The sequence below is a fragment of the Pseudomonas sp. BIC9C genome (assembly GCF_034541995.1).
Lineage (GTDB): Bacteria > Pseudomonadota > Gammaproteobacteria > Pseudomonadales > Pseudomonadaceae > Aquipseudomonas > Aquipseudomonas fluorescens_CC.
On sequence record NZ_JAWDGM010000005.1, the window covers coordinates 384,521 to 399,971 of the forward strand.

General features: G+C 56.9%; 17 protein-coding genes. 4 read left to right on the top strand and 13 right to left on the bottom strand.

What is annotated here, in order from left to right; translation table 11 throughout:
- Nucleotides 1–59 precede the first annotated feature (59 nt).
- The 6 genes from RS887_RS22715 to RS887_RS22740 form a co-directional block, all read right to left on the bottom strand.
- Nucleotides 60–533 (bottom strand): DUF411 domain-containing protein, encoded by a 474-nt coding sequence (locus RS887_RS22715; RefSeq protein ID WP_322617123.1) that lies wholly within the window; start codon nucleotides 531–533, stop codon nucleotides 60–62.
- The gene (locus RS887_RS22720; RefSeq protein ID WP_322617124.1) at nucleotides 523–1,260 is read right to left on the bottom strand and encodes a cytochrome c; all 738 of its coding nucleotides are present in this window, start codon (nucleotides 1,258–1,260) and stop codon (nucleotides 523–525) included. The genes RS887_RS22715 and RS887_RS22720 overlap by 11 nt, the downstream gene beginning before the upstream one ends.
- A gap of 9 nt (nucleotides 1,261–1,269) precedes the next feature.
- On the bottom strand, nucleotides 1,270–2,223 hold the full coding sequence (locus RS887_RS22725) for a copper resistance protein B (RefSeq protein ID WP_322617125.1): 954 nt from the start codon (nucleotides 2,221–2,223) through the stop codon (nucleotides 1,270–1,272).
- A 4-nt stretch (nucleotides 2,224–2,227) separates the two neighbouring features.
- On the bottom strand, nucleotides 2,228–2,494 hold the full coding sequence (locus tag RS887_RS22730) for a hypothetical protein (protein ID WP_322617126.1): 267 nt from the start codon (nucleotides 2,492–2,494) through the stop codon (nucleotides 2,228–2,230).
- Between the two features lie 12 nt (nucleotides 2,495–2,506).
- Nucleotides 2,507–4,396, bottom strand: coding sequence for a copper resistance system multicopper oxidase (locus RS887_RS22735; RefSeq protein ID WP_322617127.1), 1,890 nt, complete (start codon nucleotides 4,394–4,396; stop codon nucleotides 2,507–2,509).
- A 212-nt stretch (nucleotides 4,397–4,608) separates the two neighbouring features.
- The gene (locus RS887_RS22740; protein WP_322617128.1) at nucleotides 4,609–4,824 is read right to left on the bottom strand and encodes a co-regulatory protein PtrA N-terminal domain-containing protein; all 216 of its coding nucleotides are present in this window, start codon (nucleotides 4,822–4,824) and stop codon (nucleotides 4,609–4,611) included.
- A 355-nt stretch (nucleotides 4,825–5,179) separates the two neighbouring features.
- Here RS887_RS22740 and RS887_RS22745 point away from each other — a divergent pair, with 355 nt between their 5' ends.
- The 4 genes from RS887_RS22745 (at nucleotide 5,180) to copD (ending at nucleotide 9,002) form a co-directional block, all read left to right on the top strand.
- The gene (locus tag RS887_RS22745) at nucleotides 5,180–5,869 is read left to right on the top strand and encodes a heavy metal response regulator transcription factor (RefSeq protein ID WP_322617129.1); all 690 of its coding nucleotides are present in this window, start codon (nucleotides 5,180–5,182) and stop codon (nucleotides 5,867–5,869) included.
- Complete coding sequence (locus tag RS887_RS22750) at nucleotides 5,866–7,254, top strand: heavy metal sensor histidine kinase (RefSeq protein ID WP_322617130.1); 1,389 nt, start codon at nucleotides 5,866–5,868, stop codon at nucleotides 7,252–7,254. The genes RS887_RS22745 and RS887_RS22750 overlap by 4 nt, the downstream gene beginning before the upstream one ends.
- A gap of 422 nt (nucleotides 7,255–7,676) precedes the next feature.
- Nucleotides 7,677–8,060, top strand: a complete 384-nt coding sequence (gene copC, locus RS887_RS22755) for a copper homeostasis periplasmic binding protein CopC (RefSeq protein WP_322617131.1) — start codon at nucleotides 7,677–7,679, stop codon at nucleotides 8,058–8,060.
- Nucleotides 8,061–8,063: 3 nt separating this feature from the next.
- A complete protein-coding gene (gene copD, locus RS887_RS22760; RefSeq protein ID WP_322617132.1) occupies nucleotides 8,064–9,002 on the top strand; it encodes a copper homeostasis membrane protein CopD in 939 nt (312 codons plus the stop codon).
- 14 nt (nucleotides 9,003–9,016) lie between these two features.
- Here copD and RS887_RS22765 read toward each other — a convergent pair whose 3' ends face one another.
- From RS887_RS22765 to RS887_RS22795, 7 genes are all read right to left on the bottom strand, one after another.
- A complete protein-coding gene (locus tag RS887_RS22765) occupies nucleotides 9,017–9,811 on the bottom strand; it encodes a DNA adenine methylase (protein WP_322617133.1) in 795 nt (264 codons plus the stop codon).
- A gap of 202 nt (nucleotides 9,812–10,013) precedes the next feature.
- The gene (locus tag RS887_RS22770) at nucleotides 10,014–11,048 is read right to left on the bottom strand and encodes a phage late control D family protein (RefSeq protein WP_322617134.1); all 1,035 of its coding nucleotides are present in this window, start codon (nucleotides 11,046–11,048) and stop codon (nucleotides 10,014–10,016) included.
- A 52-nt stretch (nucleotides 11,049–11,100) separates the two neighbouring features.
- Entirely contained in the window at nucleotides 11,101–11,307 is a 207-nt protein-coding gene (locus RS887_RS22775; RefSeq protein WP_322617135.1) for a tail protein X, read from the bottom strand.
- Nucleotides 11,282–12,139 (bottom strand): phage tail protein, encoded by an 858-nt coding sequence (locus RS887_RS22780; RefSeq protein WP_322617136.1) that lies wholly within the window; start codon nucleotides 12,137–12,139, stop codon nucleotides 11,282–11,284. The genes RS887_RS22775 and RS887_RS22780 overlap by 26 nt, the downstream gene beginning before the upstream one ends.
- A 9-nt stretch (nucleotides 12,140–12,148) precedes the next feature.
- On the bottom strand, nucleotides 12,149–14,485 hold the full coding sequence (locus tag RS887_RS22785) for a phage tail tape measure protein (RefSeq protein ID WP_322617137.1): 2,337 nt from the start codon (nucleotides 14,483–14,485) through the stop codon (nucleotides 12,149–12,151).
- 141 nt (nucleotides 14,486–14,626) lie between these two features.
- The gene (locus tag RS887_RS22790) at nucleotides 14,627–14,935 is read right to left on the bottom strand and encodes a phage tail assembly protein (protein ID WP_322617138.1); all 309 of its coding nucleotides are present in this window, start codon (nucleotides 14,933–14,935) and stop codon (nucleotides 14,627–14,629) included.
- 11 nt (nucleotides 14,936–14,946) lie between these two features.
- Nucleotides 14,947–15,450, bottom strand: coding sequence for a phage major tail tube protein (locus tag RS887_RS22795; RefSeq protein WP_322617139.1), 504 nt, complete (start codon nucleotides 15,448–15,450; stop codon nucleotides 14,947–14,949).
- Between the last annotated feature and the right edge of the window lies 1 nt (nucleotide 15,451).

Here is a 15,451-nt window from a genome sequence, read left to right on the forward strand (position 1 = left end):
TCGCTTCACCTGCATGGTCACGAGCAGTGACCATGCAAGGATGACGGGCAGTTTGAAAACTAGTGCGCTGGGTACTCAGCGAGTACTTGGTCATCACCTGCCTTGGTCAGGCCGATGACTTGGTAGACCTCCTGCGCTCCTTCGCCCTCCATCCCAGGCGAGCCTATTGGCATGCCGGGTACAGCAACCCCGAGAAGGTCGGTGCGCTTAGTCAACTCGACTATTTGCTCGGCAGGCACGTGGCCTTCAACAAATTTCCCATTGATCACCGCAGTGTGGCAGGACGAGAGGCGCGGAGCGACGCCAAGCTCCTGCTTGACCGCGCTCATGTTTATGTTTGTTTCTACATGATCAATGACGGTGAAGCCGTTCGCTTCAAGGTGCTTAATCCACTTCTTGCAGCATCCGCAGTAAAGCTCTCGATAGACATCAATCGTCAGAGGTTCAGCAGCGTGGGCAGCCGAGCCGATAAACAGAACCGCAAATGTCGCGAGACGAAGTGCCCGGCCGGAACGACGAAAATTATTGCGCATGAGTGTGCTCCTTGCCATCGGCATGGGTATGAGTCTTTGGCTGAGCGGCTGAAGGTGCAGGAGCATGGGCGCCGCTTGTGTCACCGTGGTGAACGTCAACTTCGGCGAGCTCTTCAGTGCCACCTACATCATGACGATGTCCAGATGTCGCGTCTTTTTGCTCATCATGCTGACCTTCATGGTTATGCATCTTGGTTTCACCACCACCATGCTGATGGCCACCGCTGCTCGCGGCTAGCGCTCTGTATCCCTGAGCATCCATACCCGGAAGCTGCTGAAGAAAAGCGACCATTCCCCAGATATAGGGATCGGCCATGCTTTTTCCCCAGGCAGGCATGCCCGTGGACTTGATACCGTGCTTGATGATCCAGAACGCTGCTGCTGGGTTTCCATCGACACCAAGACTCGACAAGTTGGGAGGTGCCGGATAGAGACTCTTACTCAACTCGGTTTGCGCGACCCCTGGAGCCAGGTGGCAACCAATGCACATAGCATTGTAGTTGCCAGCACCTGCACGAATGAGCGCTTCGTCTGTCAGGTCGGGGACTTCAATGTCTCGGGAGCGTACTTCGATCGATCGATCCCGAGCGATCGAGAGTAAGGAGTGTACGGGTTGCGAATGTGGGTCATCGGCGCCCACATTAAACACCCCGAAATACACGACACCGCCACCTACAATGGCGGCGACCACACTGGCAGCGGTCAACGTTTTAATTGTTCTTTTCATGTCAGTCCCTTAGAACCACATGCGAATACCGGCTACAAAGCGAGCCTCGTTGGTATCTTCCCCTTCATCGCTGGCCAGGTCGGCGGTCTTGCCGTAGGAGCGATTCCAGGTAACCCCGATATAAGGGGCAAACTCACGAACAATCTCATAGCGCAACCGCAAGCCCACTTCGGTATTGGCTAATCCAGAGCCAATGCCGCGCTGCGGGTCGTTTTTCCCGTAGAAGTTCACTTCGGCGGTCGGCTGCAAGATCAAGCGGTTGGTGAGCAGAATGTCGTAATCACCTTCCAGTCGAGCGGCGGTCTGGCCGTTCTCGCCGATGAACGCGGTTGCTTCAGTTTCGAAGTTGTAGAGGGCCATGCCCTGGATCCCAACAGCCCCCCACGTCTGCGGTGAACCAGGTTTGAAGTCCTGGCGCACACCGGTGACAACATCCCACCATGGACCGATGGAATGGCCCCAAAGCGCCTGGAGTTCGGCATCTTCCGTCACACCATTAGTACGCTCACCTTCCGAGCGTAGCCACAAACGATCGACGTCGCCTCCGATCCAACCTTTGGCATCCCAACTCAGAGTGCTGCCGTTATCCGCGTCTTGATATTCAAATTTATCCAGGAGGACGAAAGAGTTGAGTTTCTTGTCATGAACGCCGTGACCTGCGACAGGCGGAAAGGCGGCCTTACGATCAGCATCGGTCAATACAGGAATGGGCGTCCGACTCATGGTGGTTGCCCCAGCATCCATATTGATGGTGCTGTGATCCATGCCCTCCATTTGGCCTTGGTCCATGTTCATATTGCCGTGATCCATTGCCCCCATGCTGCTATGGTCCATGGTTCCCATCGAACCGTGATCCATCTTGGAGTGATCCATCTCTTCAGCTGCGGTAGCGATACCAACAAACACAGAGCTGACTGAAACCGTCAACGCCATCAGGGTCGGACGTAAAAGCTTAAGGGTCATGGTCTCAATCCGCTTTTTTAGTGTTTGAGTCATGATCCATCGACTCGTGATTCATTTTGCTGTGGTCCATCGTTCCATGGTCCATGGAACCGTGATCTGGCTTGGACTCACTTGTCTTGGTCTTATACTTTGTTGCTGACTTGTCTGTGTCGGCAGCAGCGTGAGCGTGCTCGGCATTGCCTTCCCCAGCTTGTACCAAGGGCACTCCACTCAATATGCCGATGGCAAGGGCGCAACCGATCAATGACTGACGATTCAGATATCTGCTCATAATCCGTCTCCCTTACTCATCAACCCGTACTTCACGGAACATGCCCATCTCCATGTGAAACAGCAGGTGGCAGTGATAGGCCCAACGTCCCAGGGCATCGGCGGTGACGCGATAGCTGCGTTTGGTACCGGGTGGCATGTCGATCGTGTGTTTGCGCACCATGAATTTGCCGTGCTCATCCTCGAGGTCGCTCCACATACCGTGGAGGTGGATGGGGTGCGTCATCATGGTGTCGTTCACCAGCGTGATACGCAGGCGCTCGCCATACTTGAGGCGCAACGGCTCGGCGTCGGAGAATTTGATGCCGTTGAATGACCAGGAAAACTTCTCCATATGGCCAGTCAGGTGCAACTCGATCGTCCGATTGGGCTCGCGGCCATCAGGGTCTTGGAAAGTGCTCTTCAGGTCCGCGTAAGTGAGCACGCGACGGCCGTTGTTCCGTAGGCCAATACCCGGGTCATTGAGCTTCGGCGTAGTACTCATGGCTTGCATATCGACCAAGGGGTTATTGGTCTCGGAGGCCGGGTGCGACTGCATCTCCATGCCATCCATTCCACCCATCCCAGCCATCCCTGACATGTCACCATGGTCCATACCAGCCATCTTGCTGTGGTCCATGCCGGACATGCCAGACATGCCACCCTGGTCCATGCCAGTCATCTTGCTGTGATCCATGCCAGTCATCTTGCTGTGATCCATGCTGGCCATGCCGGACATGTCACCTTGGCCCATACCGGCCATCTTGCTGTGGTCCATACCGGCCATGCTGCCATGGTCCATTCCCCCCATTCCCATGTCATCCATGGTCAAAAGCGGGCGCGGATCAGTTGCCGGTACCGGTGCACTCAGCCCCTCGCGCAGGGCCAAGGTGCCGCGGGCATAGCCGGTGCGATCCATGGACTGGGCGAAAATGGTGTAAGCCTCTGCACTGGCAGGCTCGACGATCACGTCATAGGTTTCCGCCACCGCAATGCGAAACTCATCGACACTGACCGGTTTGACGTGCTGGCCGTCGGCCGCCACGACGGTCATTTTCAAGCCTGGAATGCGGACGTCGAAGTAGCTCATGGCTGAGCCGTTAATGAAACGCAGGCGAAGTTTTTCCCCCGGCTTGAAAATTCCGGTCCAATTGCCATTAGGGGCCTGGCCGTTCATGAGATAGGTGTAAGTATCTCCACTGACGTCGGCGAGATCGGTGGGGTTCATTTTCATTTCGGCCCACATTTTCCGATCCGCCACTGCCGCGGACCAACCCTTCTGGCTCACATCATCAATGAAGTCAGCTACGGTCCGCTTGTGGTGGTTGTAGTAGTCCGACTGTTTCTTGAGCTTGGCCATGACTCGGCCAGGATCTTCATCGGTCCAGTCAGACAACATCACCACGTAGTCGCGGTTGTATTGGAAAGGCTCAGGCTCTTTGGCATCGATCACGATCGGCCCGTAGACACCGACCTGTTCCTGCATGCCTGAGTGACTGTGGTACCAATAGGTGCCGTTCTGATGCACCTTGAATTTGTACTCATACATGCCATCGGGCGCGATGCCATGAAAACTCAAGCCCGGCACGCCATCCATATTGGCCGGCAGGATGATCCCGTGCCAATGGATGGAGGTGTCCTGATCCAGGCGGTTCTTCACCCGCAGTGTGACCGTATCCCCTTCACGCCACCGCAGCAAAGGCCCCGGCAAAGTGCCATTGATGGTCATGGCTGTACGCGGCGAACCGGTGATGTTCACGGGGGTTTCGCCAATGAACAGATCAAATTCGTTACCGGTGAGTACACTCGGCAGACCCGGGCTGCTCACGGCCCATACAGGAGTGCGCCATAGACCAAGACCGCCGAGAATGCCACCAGCGGCCAAGCCTTTGACGAAGGTCCGCCTAGAGGTTTTGGAATGCATGCCGTTTATATCCAATCAGTCAAAAGGGAAACCGTGCGAAACACACTGAGCGTTGTGCTAATCGGTTGGGGGCGTGCTCTCAGGAGTTCATCGCGAATCCAGATGAGCCTTGCCCGCCGCCGCAAATGACAAAATTCATACGGCAGGCGAGCGCTGAAATTGCCACACTTTAACCGCCGAAGTGATTACATTTCTGTCAGCTTTGGATCGCATCAATTCGCTAAGTATTTGGCTTGGTCGACAGACTTGACGTTGCTCTGAGCTACAGGTGCTTGATCGGCTCGCTTTTGGGTAGCTTGGTACGCTTCCATTGCGTTCTTCTTTGCTGCTTCCATACGAGCGAATGTCCGGTCACCACCGCCTGAGGCCATAGCCAGAGAGGAGACGGTCAAAGCGGCAATGATCAACAGTGTTTTCATGGATTTCATTGGGGGTATCCTCGAATAAGATTTGCTTAACCCGTCGAATCCATATCAAGAGATGATTCTCGGGGGAGTGAGCTCAAAGCTCGATATAACTTTAAGACTCCCCCCCTGTCAGAAACCTTAAGTGAAAATTACAGTTCTGTAAGATTTTGATTTTCTGAGGTTTTTTAGAAAGCCAAACGTAATCGTCTGCGCAACACAACCTCCTGACTTCAACGCTAAGGGCAATGATGTGCCGAGCCCTAGACAACCCTCGCTGACATCTACCGGAGCCCAACATTACTTTTCTGTCAGTTGCTGGTTGGCTGGACGGATTCGTTGCAAACTCACTCCTATCATCACTTGAGAGCCACCCCCCATGAGACTTTTGGTTGCGGAAGATGAGCCAAAGATAGGTATCTATTTGCAGCAAGGCCTCACTGAGGCGGGCTTCAACGTGGATCGCTATACCAATGGTACCGAGGCCCTTGAACATGCCTTGAGCGAAGCGTATGACCTGCTGATTCTGGACGTCATGATGCCGGGTATGGACGGGTGGGAAGTACTCCGGAAGGTGCGCGCCTGCGGCAAAGATGTCCCTGTGCTTTTCCTGACTGCTCGCGACCGGGTTGAAGATCGGGTCAAGGGACTTGAGCTCGGCGCTGATGATTACCTGATCAAACCCTTCGCATTTTCTGAATTGCTGGCTCGGGTCAGAACGCTGTTGCGTCGCGGCAATAGTGCTCCCACTCTACCCCGCATGAAACTGGCTGATCTTGAAGTCGACCTGCTCAAGCGCAGGGCCATTCGAGGAGGTAAACGCATAGACCTTACGGCCAAGGAATTTGCGCTATTGGAGTTGCTGCTCCGACGCCGGGGCGAAGTGCTGCCAAAATCGCTCATCGCCTCGCAAGTCTGGGACATGAACTTCGACAGCGATACCAACGTGATCGAAGTCGCGGTTAGAAGGCTCAGGGCGAAGATTGATGACGACTTTGAAGTTAAGCTGATCCACACCGCACGTGGTATGGGCTATATGATCGACTCACCGGATTCTGACTCGGAATGAACCGTCTATCCCTAACGACGCGCATGAGTCTGCTGTTCATGCTTGCGGTGACGGTCGTCCTCACTGTCGCCGGGCTCAGCTTCAACCACCTCAGCCAGCATCATTTCAAAATGCTGGATCAGCAGGCCCTGACCGAAAAGCTCCAATCCACCCAGCGAATCCTGGGAGATCTGACCAGCGTCGATCAATTCAACGAAATAAAGCCCGAGTTACAGGCTTTGCTTGGGGCCCACCGTGATTTGACAGCCATCATCCTGGACAGCAAAGGAACGCTGCTTTTCGCCGATCCAAGACCAATCAACGTTCCACAACAGTTCCGCACGACGTCAAACAGCAATGTGTGGGAGTGGCAGGAACAGGAGCAAATGTTCCGCGGGATGACGGCGGAAGCGATGGTTACCGGCCAGGAGAAGCCATTTACGGTCATCTTGATCTTTGACGTCACTCAGCATATGTCCTTCTTCGCGACGCTTCAGCGCTGGTTCTGGATAGGCTTGGTAATTAGTGCGCTCGTCAGTGCAGGGTTGGGATGGATGGTTGCAAGCAGTGGTATGCGTCCAATTCGTCAGGTGACTAGGGTCGCGGCTTCGATGTCGGCTAAATCACTCAAAGAGCGCATTCCATTAGCGCCCGTTCCCAAAGAGCTTCAACAATTGGTCTCTTCGTTCAACGCGATGTTGTCCCGACTGGATGATGCTTTTGTCCGGCTATCAAATTTTTCTGCAGACATTGCTCACGAACTGCGTACACCGGTCAGCAATCTGATGACTCATACAGAAGTGGTCCTCTCCAGAAAACGGGACATCGAGGACTATGAAGACAATCTGTACTCAAATCTCGATGACTTGAAGCGTATGGCGCGAATGATCGACGACATGCTTTTTCTGGCGAAATCTGACAATGGTCTGATGACGCATGAGGACAAACCAATAGACCTATTGGAGGTAGTGGAAAAGTTGCTGGAGTACTACCGCCTGCTAGCCGATGAGCGCGGTATCAGCCTCACGGTTTCAGGCCGAGGCAGTGTCCGAGGCGATGTGCTGATGCTGCACAGAGCCATCTCGAACCTGCTTTCGAATGCCCTGCGATACACCCCGGAGGGACAAACCATTAGCATGGATATCCGCCAGGATCTGAAGAAAGCAATCGTGACGGTGGAAAACCCTGGGGAGACAATTGCCCCCGAGCACCTTGAAAAGCTCTTCGATCGATTCTATCGCGCTGATCCCGCACGGCGTGAAGGAAGTCCAAGTAACGCAGGGCTGGGATTAGCAATAACTCGGTCCATTATCGAAGCTCATGAAGGCAGGATCTGGTGCACTTCATCCAATGGGAAAACCGCGTTTCATATGGAACTCCCTAGCTCCGGACTGGAACGTGCGTAAATCCGGAAACGCGTAGGAAGAGGACATAGACACTCACCACAGGCAAGCAAAGCGCCTCATTGGAACAAAGATTGCCACCCTTACTTCTCCTAGAAAGGGTGAGCCGTCTAGGGGCTGAGAGCTCCGTCAGGAAGTCAAGGTAACGCTGATTGTGCACGTGAAAAACCGCATTGCCTGCCCTCAGCATTGGACCAAAGAGCAGCCGCGAAGCTTACTGAATTGTAATCGAACCGTCGGCGGTCATGTGGCATCGTGTCCTGGCTCAATGACGTGGCTACCTTGATCCATTACCTGGGTTCAGTGCGCACCAGGACGCGGTATTCGCTTGGTATTTGCCAGTGGTTTTAACCAGCATCGAGAATAAAAACTAGAACTTCCCCACCAAACCTCAAACCAACAGCTTCTGCTGTGAGGAGCCCTGCATGTCTTTCTTTAAAACTACTACCGTAGCTGCTGCACTTACCGCTGGTTTGCTGTTGAGCGCTATGGCCCAAGCACATCCAAAGCTCGTGTCCGCCACCCCTTCGGAAGGTTCGACCTCCGCCGCACCGTCCAAAATTGAACTGCATTTCTCGGAAAACCTCGCGACCCAGTTCTCCGGTGCGAAGCTGATCATGACCGACATGCCGGGCATGCCAAACTCTCCAATGGCTGTTAAAGCGGGTGTCTCCGGCAGCGACGATCCGAAAACGATGGTCATCACGCCCTCCGCTCCGCTCACCACTGGTATCTACAAGGTTGAATGGCGTGCAGTCTCTTCAGACACTCACCCAGTAACAGGCAATCTTGTTTTTAAAGTGAAATGATCCATGAGCGACTCAATCAATATCGCCGTTCGCTTCGCTCTTTACATGGACCTCATGCTGCTGTTTGGATTGGCTATTTTTGGTTTGTACAGCCTCAGGGGAAAAGAGCGAATATCCGGCGCCGTCTTGAACTTTGAGTCGCTAGTTTTCGGCACAGTCATTGTTGGCGTGCTTCTGTCTCTCGCGGCCATGTTGTTACTTGCCAAGGCAATGAGTGGTGTTTCCGAATTTATGGAGCTTCAGCGCCATATTTTCGAAATGGTGCTTATGGGGACCGATGTCGGGCTCATGTGGATGGTCCGCATAGCTGCCCTTGTTTTAGCGGGTATCGGCTTGACGCTAAACAAACGCTTTCCGACCCTCAGTTTGTGGGTGGTTACCTTGTGCGGTGCCGTCGCGTTAGCCACCCTCGCCTGGACTGGGCATGGCGCTATGGACGAAGGCGATAAACGTTACATGCATTTTGCCAGCGACATCTTCCACCTATTGGCAGCAGGAGGCTGGCTCGGCGCCCTGGCGGCATTCGCTTTATTGTTGCGTACGAAGATACTGAATGGCGAACAAGAGGTGCGAATTCTCTCTCGAGTGCTTTCCGGCTTTGAGTCAGCGGGTGCATTGATCGTAGTGAGCCTAGGTATCACCGGGGTAGTGAATTATCTGTTCATTGTAGGCCCAACATTCGATGGTGTAGCGTTTAGCACTTATGGCACGCTGCTTTGTTTGAAAATTTTACTATTTGCAGCGATGCTCGTATTAGCCACGATGAACCGTTTTCACTTGAGCCCACTTTTAGCGCGATCGATCCAGAGCGGAGAGTACACTGGTGCCATTAATGCTTTGCGGCGCAGTATGGCCCTGGAGTTCTCAGTGGCAATAATCATAGTGTGCCTTGTCGCTTGGCTTGGAACCTTGAGCCCAGAGATGGATATGGGCACTGTATAGAAAAATCCACCTTCCTAAAACAGTCCCCCTAAAGCAGCGGGCTCCCAATTCATGATCACTAGTTCACCACTCACCTCGGCCTTCCCCTGCCGCTGATTGGTGTTGCAGTAGCGGATGTCCAGCGTCTCGAAATGAAAGCCTTCGAACACTCTCCGGATGTCCGGGTGGTCGTTGATGCTGATCATGACCTTGCCCTTACAGCGGCGCATGAAGTCGGCCATCCGCTCGTAGTTCTCAAACGGAAAGTCCACCCCATAACCGGCGGTCTGCCAGTAAGGCGGATCCATGTAGTGGAAGGTGTGGGCACGGTCGTAGCGCTCGGCGCATTCGAGCCAAGGCAGGTTTTCCACGTAGGTACCGGAGAGGCGTTGCCAGGCGGCCGATAGGTTTTCCTCAATGCGCAGCAGGTTGATAGAGGGTGTCGTGGTGGCGGTACCAAAGGTCTGCCCGGACACCTTGCCGGCGAAGGCATGGTGCTGCAGGTAGAAAAAACGAGCGGCGCGCTGGATGTCGGTAAGCGTTTCGACGCGGATCATCTTCTGCCATTCGAACACCTGGCGTGAGCTGAGCGCCCATTTGAACTGGCGCACGAACTCTTCGAGGTGGTTCTGCACGACGCGATACAGCGTCACCAGGTCGCCATTGATGTCGTTGAGGACTTCAACGGGCGCCGCCTGGGGCCGCATGAAGTACAGGGCCGCACCGCCGGCAAAGACTTCGACGTAGCATTCGTGTGGTGGAAACAGCGGAATGAGGCGATCGGCCAGACGGCGTTTGCCGCCCATCCAAGGGATGATTGGGGTAGACATGGATAGCAAGACCTTTACTGTATAAATAAACAGGTGCTAGGCTCGCTCTGCTTTGTGCACAGAGCAGGAGCCTTGGCGGGACTTGCAGGGACAATCTGCGGGGACGGTGGCTAGGTAGGATGTTGACGCATCCAGCCTGGCCGCTCCTTTTACTTTGAGGTTGAAACCTCTTTGACCTGGGACAACTCACGCACCCGGGCAATCAACCTGGCACTTCAAGCACGACTTTCTGCGACTTACCTGACGCCTTGGTCTTGCCCTCCTTGCCTCCATTGCATTCTACGGACACCGTCCACCCGGATTGAGTGAACGTGTGATCCACCGACTCCACCAGGTACTCACCATCGAGCCCACGCTTGAAACCCAGCGCCTCGATCACGGTTTCGGCAAACAGGTCGGTACGCCCGGGCAGATCCAAGCGTACCGAGGCGGTGGAACGATTGAACGCAGCCAGACGCGCCTTCGCGGCCTCGTCGGCAGCTGTTTTGTCCGGGTAGAGATGGCGGTCGGTGTGCACCGGCGGCAGGCCTTCCGGCACGTTTGGATTGTCCAGGTGCGATATCTGCAATTCACCGCTGCCCGGATCCTGGTACTGCGTGCTGACCCCTTGATGAGCACTGCGGTCGCTCAAGCGAAACTGCCAGCGGGTCACGTCATTGCGTTGCAAGGTGATCACAGCCAAGGCCTTGCCGCTCGCGCTCTGCCCGCCTTGACGCGGCAGGACCAACAGCTTGCCGTCGGCCACCTTGGCGGTGCAGTCGTGCTTTTTGGCCATCCGGGTGATGAAATTGAAGTCGGACTCATTCAGTTGGTCCATGCGCGGAACCCGGGTGTCGACTGGACATGAGGGCTGCCAGCCATTGCGCGCGGCGACGTCACTGACAATCTGCGCCAGGCTGACGTCTTCCCAACTGCCGCTGCGGGTGGTTTTACCGCTGCCGCGCATGTCGCTGGCCTTGCCGCTGATCACCAGCGTGTCCGGCGGCCCTGAGACCGCCACCTCATCCACGGTGTAGCGGCCCATGCGGGTCAGGTCGGCGCCGGCATAGCCCAGGTAGACCTCGATACTCGCGCCACGCGCAGGCAGCGACACCGCGCCGTCGCGGTCGTCGATGCGCAGTTCGAACGAATCAGAGGTCATCCCGGGTCGATCGGCAAGCTGCAGCGAAACCAACCGATCATTGATCAAGGTGGTGATGTCGGCGCCATCGGCGACGATGCGGAAAAGTGGTTGCATATCGGCCCTCCAGATAAGAAAAAAACCACACGCGGCGGGCTGGGTAACGGGATCAATCCCACAACGAAATGACGCTGTCCGTCTCGACCACCAGGTCCGGCAGCATGATCAACAGGCCGGCCCGGAACGGCTGCGGCTCATCGGCCAGGCCCTGATTGGCGGCCAGCACCGCCTCGACGCTGCGGTTCAGATGGCCGTAATAGTGGTGGCACAGGGTGTCGAGCAGATCCCCGTCAGCCGTTCTGCAGGTCATCGCCATAACGGACAAACTCCAATGAAAAGCCCTGCTTGCGCGGGATCGCCCCGGGCAGCAACGCGCTTTGTTCCTCGTCGATATTGGTCAAACACCAGTTGCCCAACACCTCTCCATAACCGGTGGTGAGGTTCAGCGGCAGCAACTTGGCACCGATGCTGCGCAGCCTATCCAGCTGCTTCAGCCCACCTTTGTAGCTCGGGTAGATCGCACCCTTGATCGTGATTTTTTCCTCACCCAGGCCCACCGCCTGTTGCGCCGGACGACGAGTCAGCCGCTCCTGCGCGGCCCAGCGAAACGCCGTCTGCCGTCGCAGCTCGTCAAACGCCGCGGTGTCCAGGTTGAAGTAGTACGGTCGCTCATTGGCTTTCAGTGGGTAGAGGATCAGCAGGTGCGGGAATGGCTTCACCGCGTCGGGAATCGGCGACATGTCGCCGGCAAACCATTCCGTGGGGAAGATGTTGCCCAGGACGGCATTGGCCTTGCCGGCGATCTTGTTGAACGCCGCGCCAAAGCGGCCGATTTGTTCGGTCAGGGCGGAAAAGTGCTCATCAAATTGAGACAGGGCGCGCTGGGTCTGGTTGTAGTAGCTGGCCACCTTGCCGATCTTGGCCTGCGCCGAATTGATCGCATCCTGCAGACGCCGGGTCTTGTCGCTCAGGTCGTCGCTGAGAAAGGGCAAGCCTTCCAGCGCATCGGCCGCCCCGCTGATTTCATTGAGTGCGCCATTCATGGGCCCGGTCATCGACTCGAGGTCCGTGCGGCCGGCTTCGCCAGCGTCGACCATATACTTCAGGCCACCCTGCAGGTGCTCCAGGTAGTTTTTTTCATCCGCCATAACATTTCCTCAGCCCACATGGGGCGCATCAAACAACTGGCGGTCACGTGCCTCCCGGGCGAAGTCGTCAAACTGGCGCCGCAGGTACGGCATCATTTCCTGAACGAACTGCGCCGGGTCTTTCACATCGCCATGCACCTGAAAAACCGGGGCCGGGGCGAAGGTGAACTGCTGATCGACCTTCGGCCATTCGGGTGTTTTTGCCGCCGTGCTCGACATCAATGCCGCCGCCGTGACCGGCGCGACGGGGGCGTTTTCCATCGCACGCACGACCGCGCCCACCCCTTGGCCGGCGGCCATGGGCAAGATGCCGATCGGTGCTTTGGCCGGCGTGTCCGACCCGCCAAACAAGGCCTTGCCCATGGTCGCGCCCACGTCACCGCCGCCCCACGCGCCGACCATGCCACCGATCACTCCGCCAATCGCGGTTCCGATCAGTGGGATGATCGAACCGATGGCCGCGCCGGCCGCTGCACCCGCCAGGCCACCGGCCAAGCTACCCGCCGCCCCGCCGTATCCTTCAGCCTTTTCATCGCGGGTGGTGGCGTTCAGGTAAGTGTCCACTACCTGGTAGCCGGCAGCAGCCACCGCCACCGCCCCGCCCGCTTTCACGCCACGGGAAAGTCGATTGGCAGAACCTTTTCCCTTTCGACCTGGATCGCGATCCAGTCCTTCGTCATCACCGTCCTTCGCGTTGGTCACGAACACCCGCTGGACGATGTTGGATCGGTCGCCGGCCGAACCGCGCGCGATGTTAGCCAGCCCCCGACCGATTTTCAGCGCGGCCCAGGCTTTGCCCAATACCAACGCACCAGCAGTGAGTGCCGCCAGGCCCAGCACGGCCTTGGGCGTTTCCTCGGACAAAGCGGTCAAGCCACGCGCCGCCGCGCCAATCCCGATGGCCAGCGCATCCGTCGCCGGACGCAGGGCATCACCGATGGCACGCAGCGAATCGTTGAACGCCTGACCGGTTTCGGCCCAGCGTTGTGACGAGGCTTCGCGACGCTCGCTCAGGTTCTTGTCGAGAATGTCCTTGCGTTGGCCATTGGGGTTCGAGGCGTCCCTTTTCAGGTCCGCATACAGCTTTTTGTTCTGGGTGTACGCCATCAGCGCGGTCTTGACCTGCATGTCGGCAAATACATCACCGGTACGTAGGGTCGCGGCCAGAGCATCGGCCATCGCTTGCGCCTTGGCCGGGTCCGTCTCCTGGTTGATTTTGGTCAGGCCCTGATCCAGCTGTTTGGCCTTTTTGGGGTCGGTCTTTTCCACATACCGGCGAGCCAGTTCAAAACTGGCTTCAAAGGTCGAAAGGCCCTTGCCAATGGCGGCGTTCATCGAGCCCTGATAGTCGATCCCGGCATCGGCATAACCTTTGACCGTTTCCCCTGAACCGATTTTCGCAATCCAGTTTTTCAGGTTGTTCGCCGCCTCATCGGCACTGCCAGCGCTCTTGATCTGCACCTGCAGCATGGCGCCCAACTGGGTCACCGCATCCTGACCGGTGATGCCGCTGCTGGCCATCTGCGCCAGCAGTTCCGGAAACCACTTGGCCATGTCGGCCGCTTCGAAGCTGCCTTGTTGGCCCAGCAACGCGACCGATGCCAAGGCCTGTTCCATTTTTTTCGGGTCGGTGATCTTGGCGTTGTTCTGCATCGCCAGAATCATCTTTGCCGTGTCGGTGCCCGACGCGCCCTGCCCGACCGCAAACTTGGCCGCCACCGGGGCGTACTTCAGCGCTTCGGTCAGATCCATGCCGCCACCGACCAGCTGGTTCACCAGCTCGGCCACCTGGGTGTTGGCCATGCCGGTGTCTTTCGAAGTCTGCACAATGTCGCGGGCGGTATTTACTTCCTGTTGAGTATTGGCGGTACCGGACTTGATCGCGATGTCACGAATGATCGCCTGAAAATCCGCGCTGACCTTAGTCGGCACGGCCGCTAGGGTGGTGCCGGCCACTGCCGTGCCAAACCCGCTGCGTAAACTTTCCCGCCCCTCCTCGACCTGGCCCATCCCTTTGGCCTTGAACTCGGCGCTGCGCACCACCTTACCCAGTGCCAGGTACTCCTGACGCAGGCGCCCGACTTCAACCCCCTGCTTACGTAGGCTGCTGGTGTTGGTCTCCAGCTTGCGCAGTAAGGCATCGGCATTTGCCGCGCCACTGTCGTGAGCCTTTTTCCATTCATCGCGCAGACGTATGGTCTCGCCGATGACTTTCTGTAAGCCCTTGGCACGGGTGGTTTGCGCCTCGAGCTTTTTCATTTCGCCGCTGACGTTCTTGAAGGCGGCGCCGAGCGAAGAATCGACGGCGCCACCAATCACCAACCCGAGCGAGAGTTTGTTCGCCATGCTTATCACCTACGTGCGACGGGGTGGACTCAATCCGTGAGCCACCAGACCATCTCGGAAAACGACAGGCCCTGGATCTCGGCCGCCGAAAAGTTCAGCTCGACGGCCAAGCGTTTAGCCAGGGCTTTTTGCAGGCGGGGGTTAAACCCCGTCGTCTGCTCCCAGACGAAAATAGGCGGTCTGCAGACGACGGTAATCACGCATTAGCAGCCCCTCCAAATCCGCGCGGCCGATGCTCGCCAGGCTGCAGAACAAGACCATTTCCTGTTCTTCTTCGTTGTTTCCGCCCTGCAGGGTCGCAGCGCGCATCTCGCGCACCGTCGGCTCGCGCAGGGTCAGCTTGTCGACCTTGATGCCATTGGCCTCGCTCGGTTTGGATAGGATGACGGTGGCGATGCCATCGCCCAGTTGCAGCCACTTGGGCAGGACGTTGTCTTTCGCGTTATTCATGGTGGTATTCCTTACATGCCCAGGGCAGACCGCACGGCGGCCAGTTGGTCGACGCCATCGATGACGCGGATCGAGTTGAGGGGATCGATTTCAAACATCACGCTGCCGTCGATCTCCAGCTTGTAATAGGTCACGGCGACGGCGTACTTGAACTCGCCTTTTTCACCCGGTTTCCAGTCCCCCGGGTCGACTTCCTTGAGGCTGCCACGCAGGGTGGCGACCACCGACTTGACCACACCTTTCTGGCCCTTAAAGGCACCGCGGAACGAGGCGTTGAACCCGGTCAAGTCGGACTGGCCGAAGAACTTCAGCACCTCGCGGCGCACACCATTGGTGAGGAAGCTGGCTTCCAGCTTCTCCATACCCATGTCGAGTTCGACCGCCGCGTCCATGCCCCCCGCGCGGTATTCGTCAGTCTTGAGGGTCAACTTGGGCAGGGTCAGGCTCGGGACATCGCCTTGCAGGCTGATGCCGTCCACGAACAGGTTGGTGTTGTAGAGCACTTCCGGAATCATA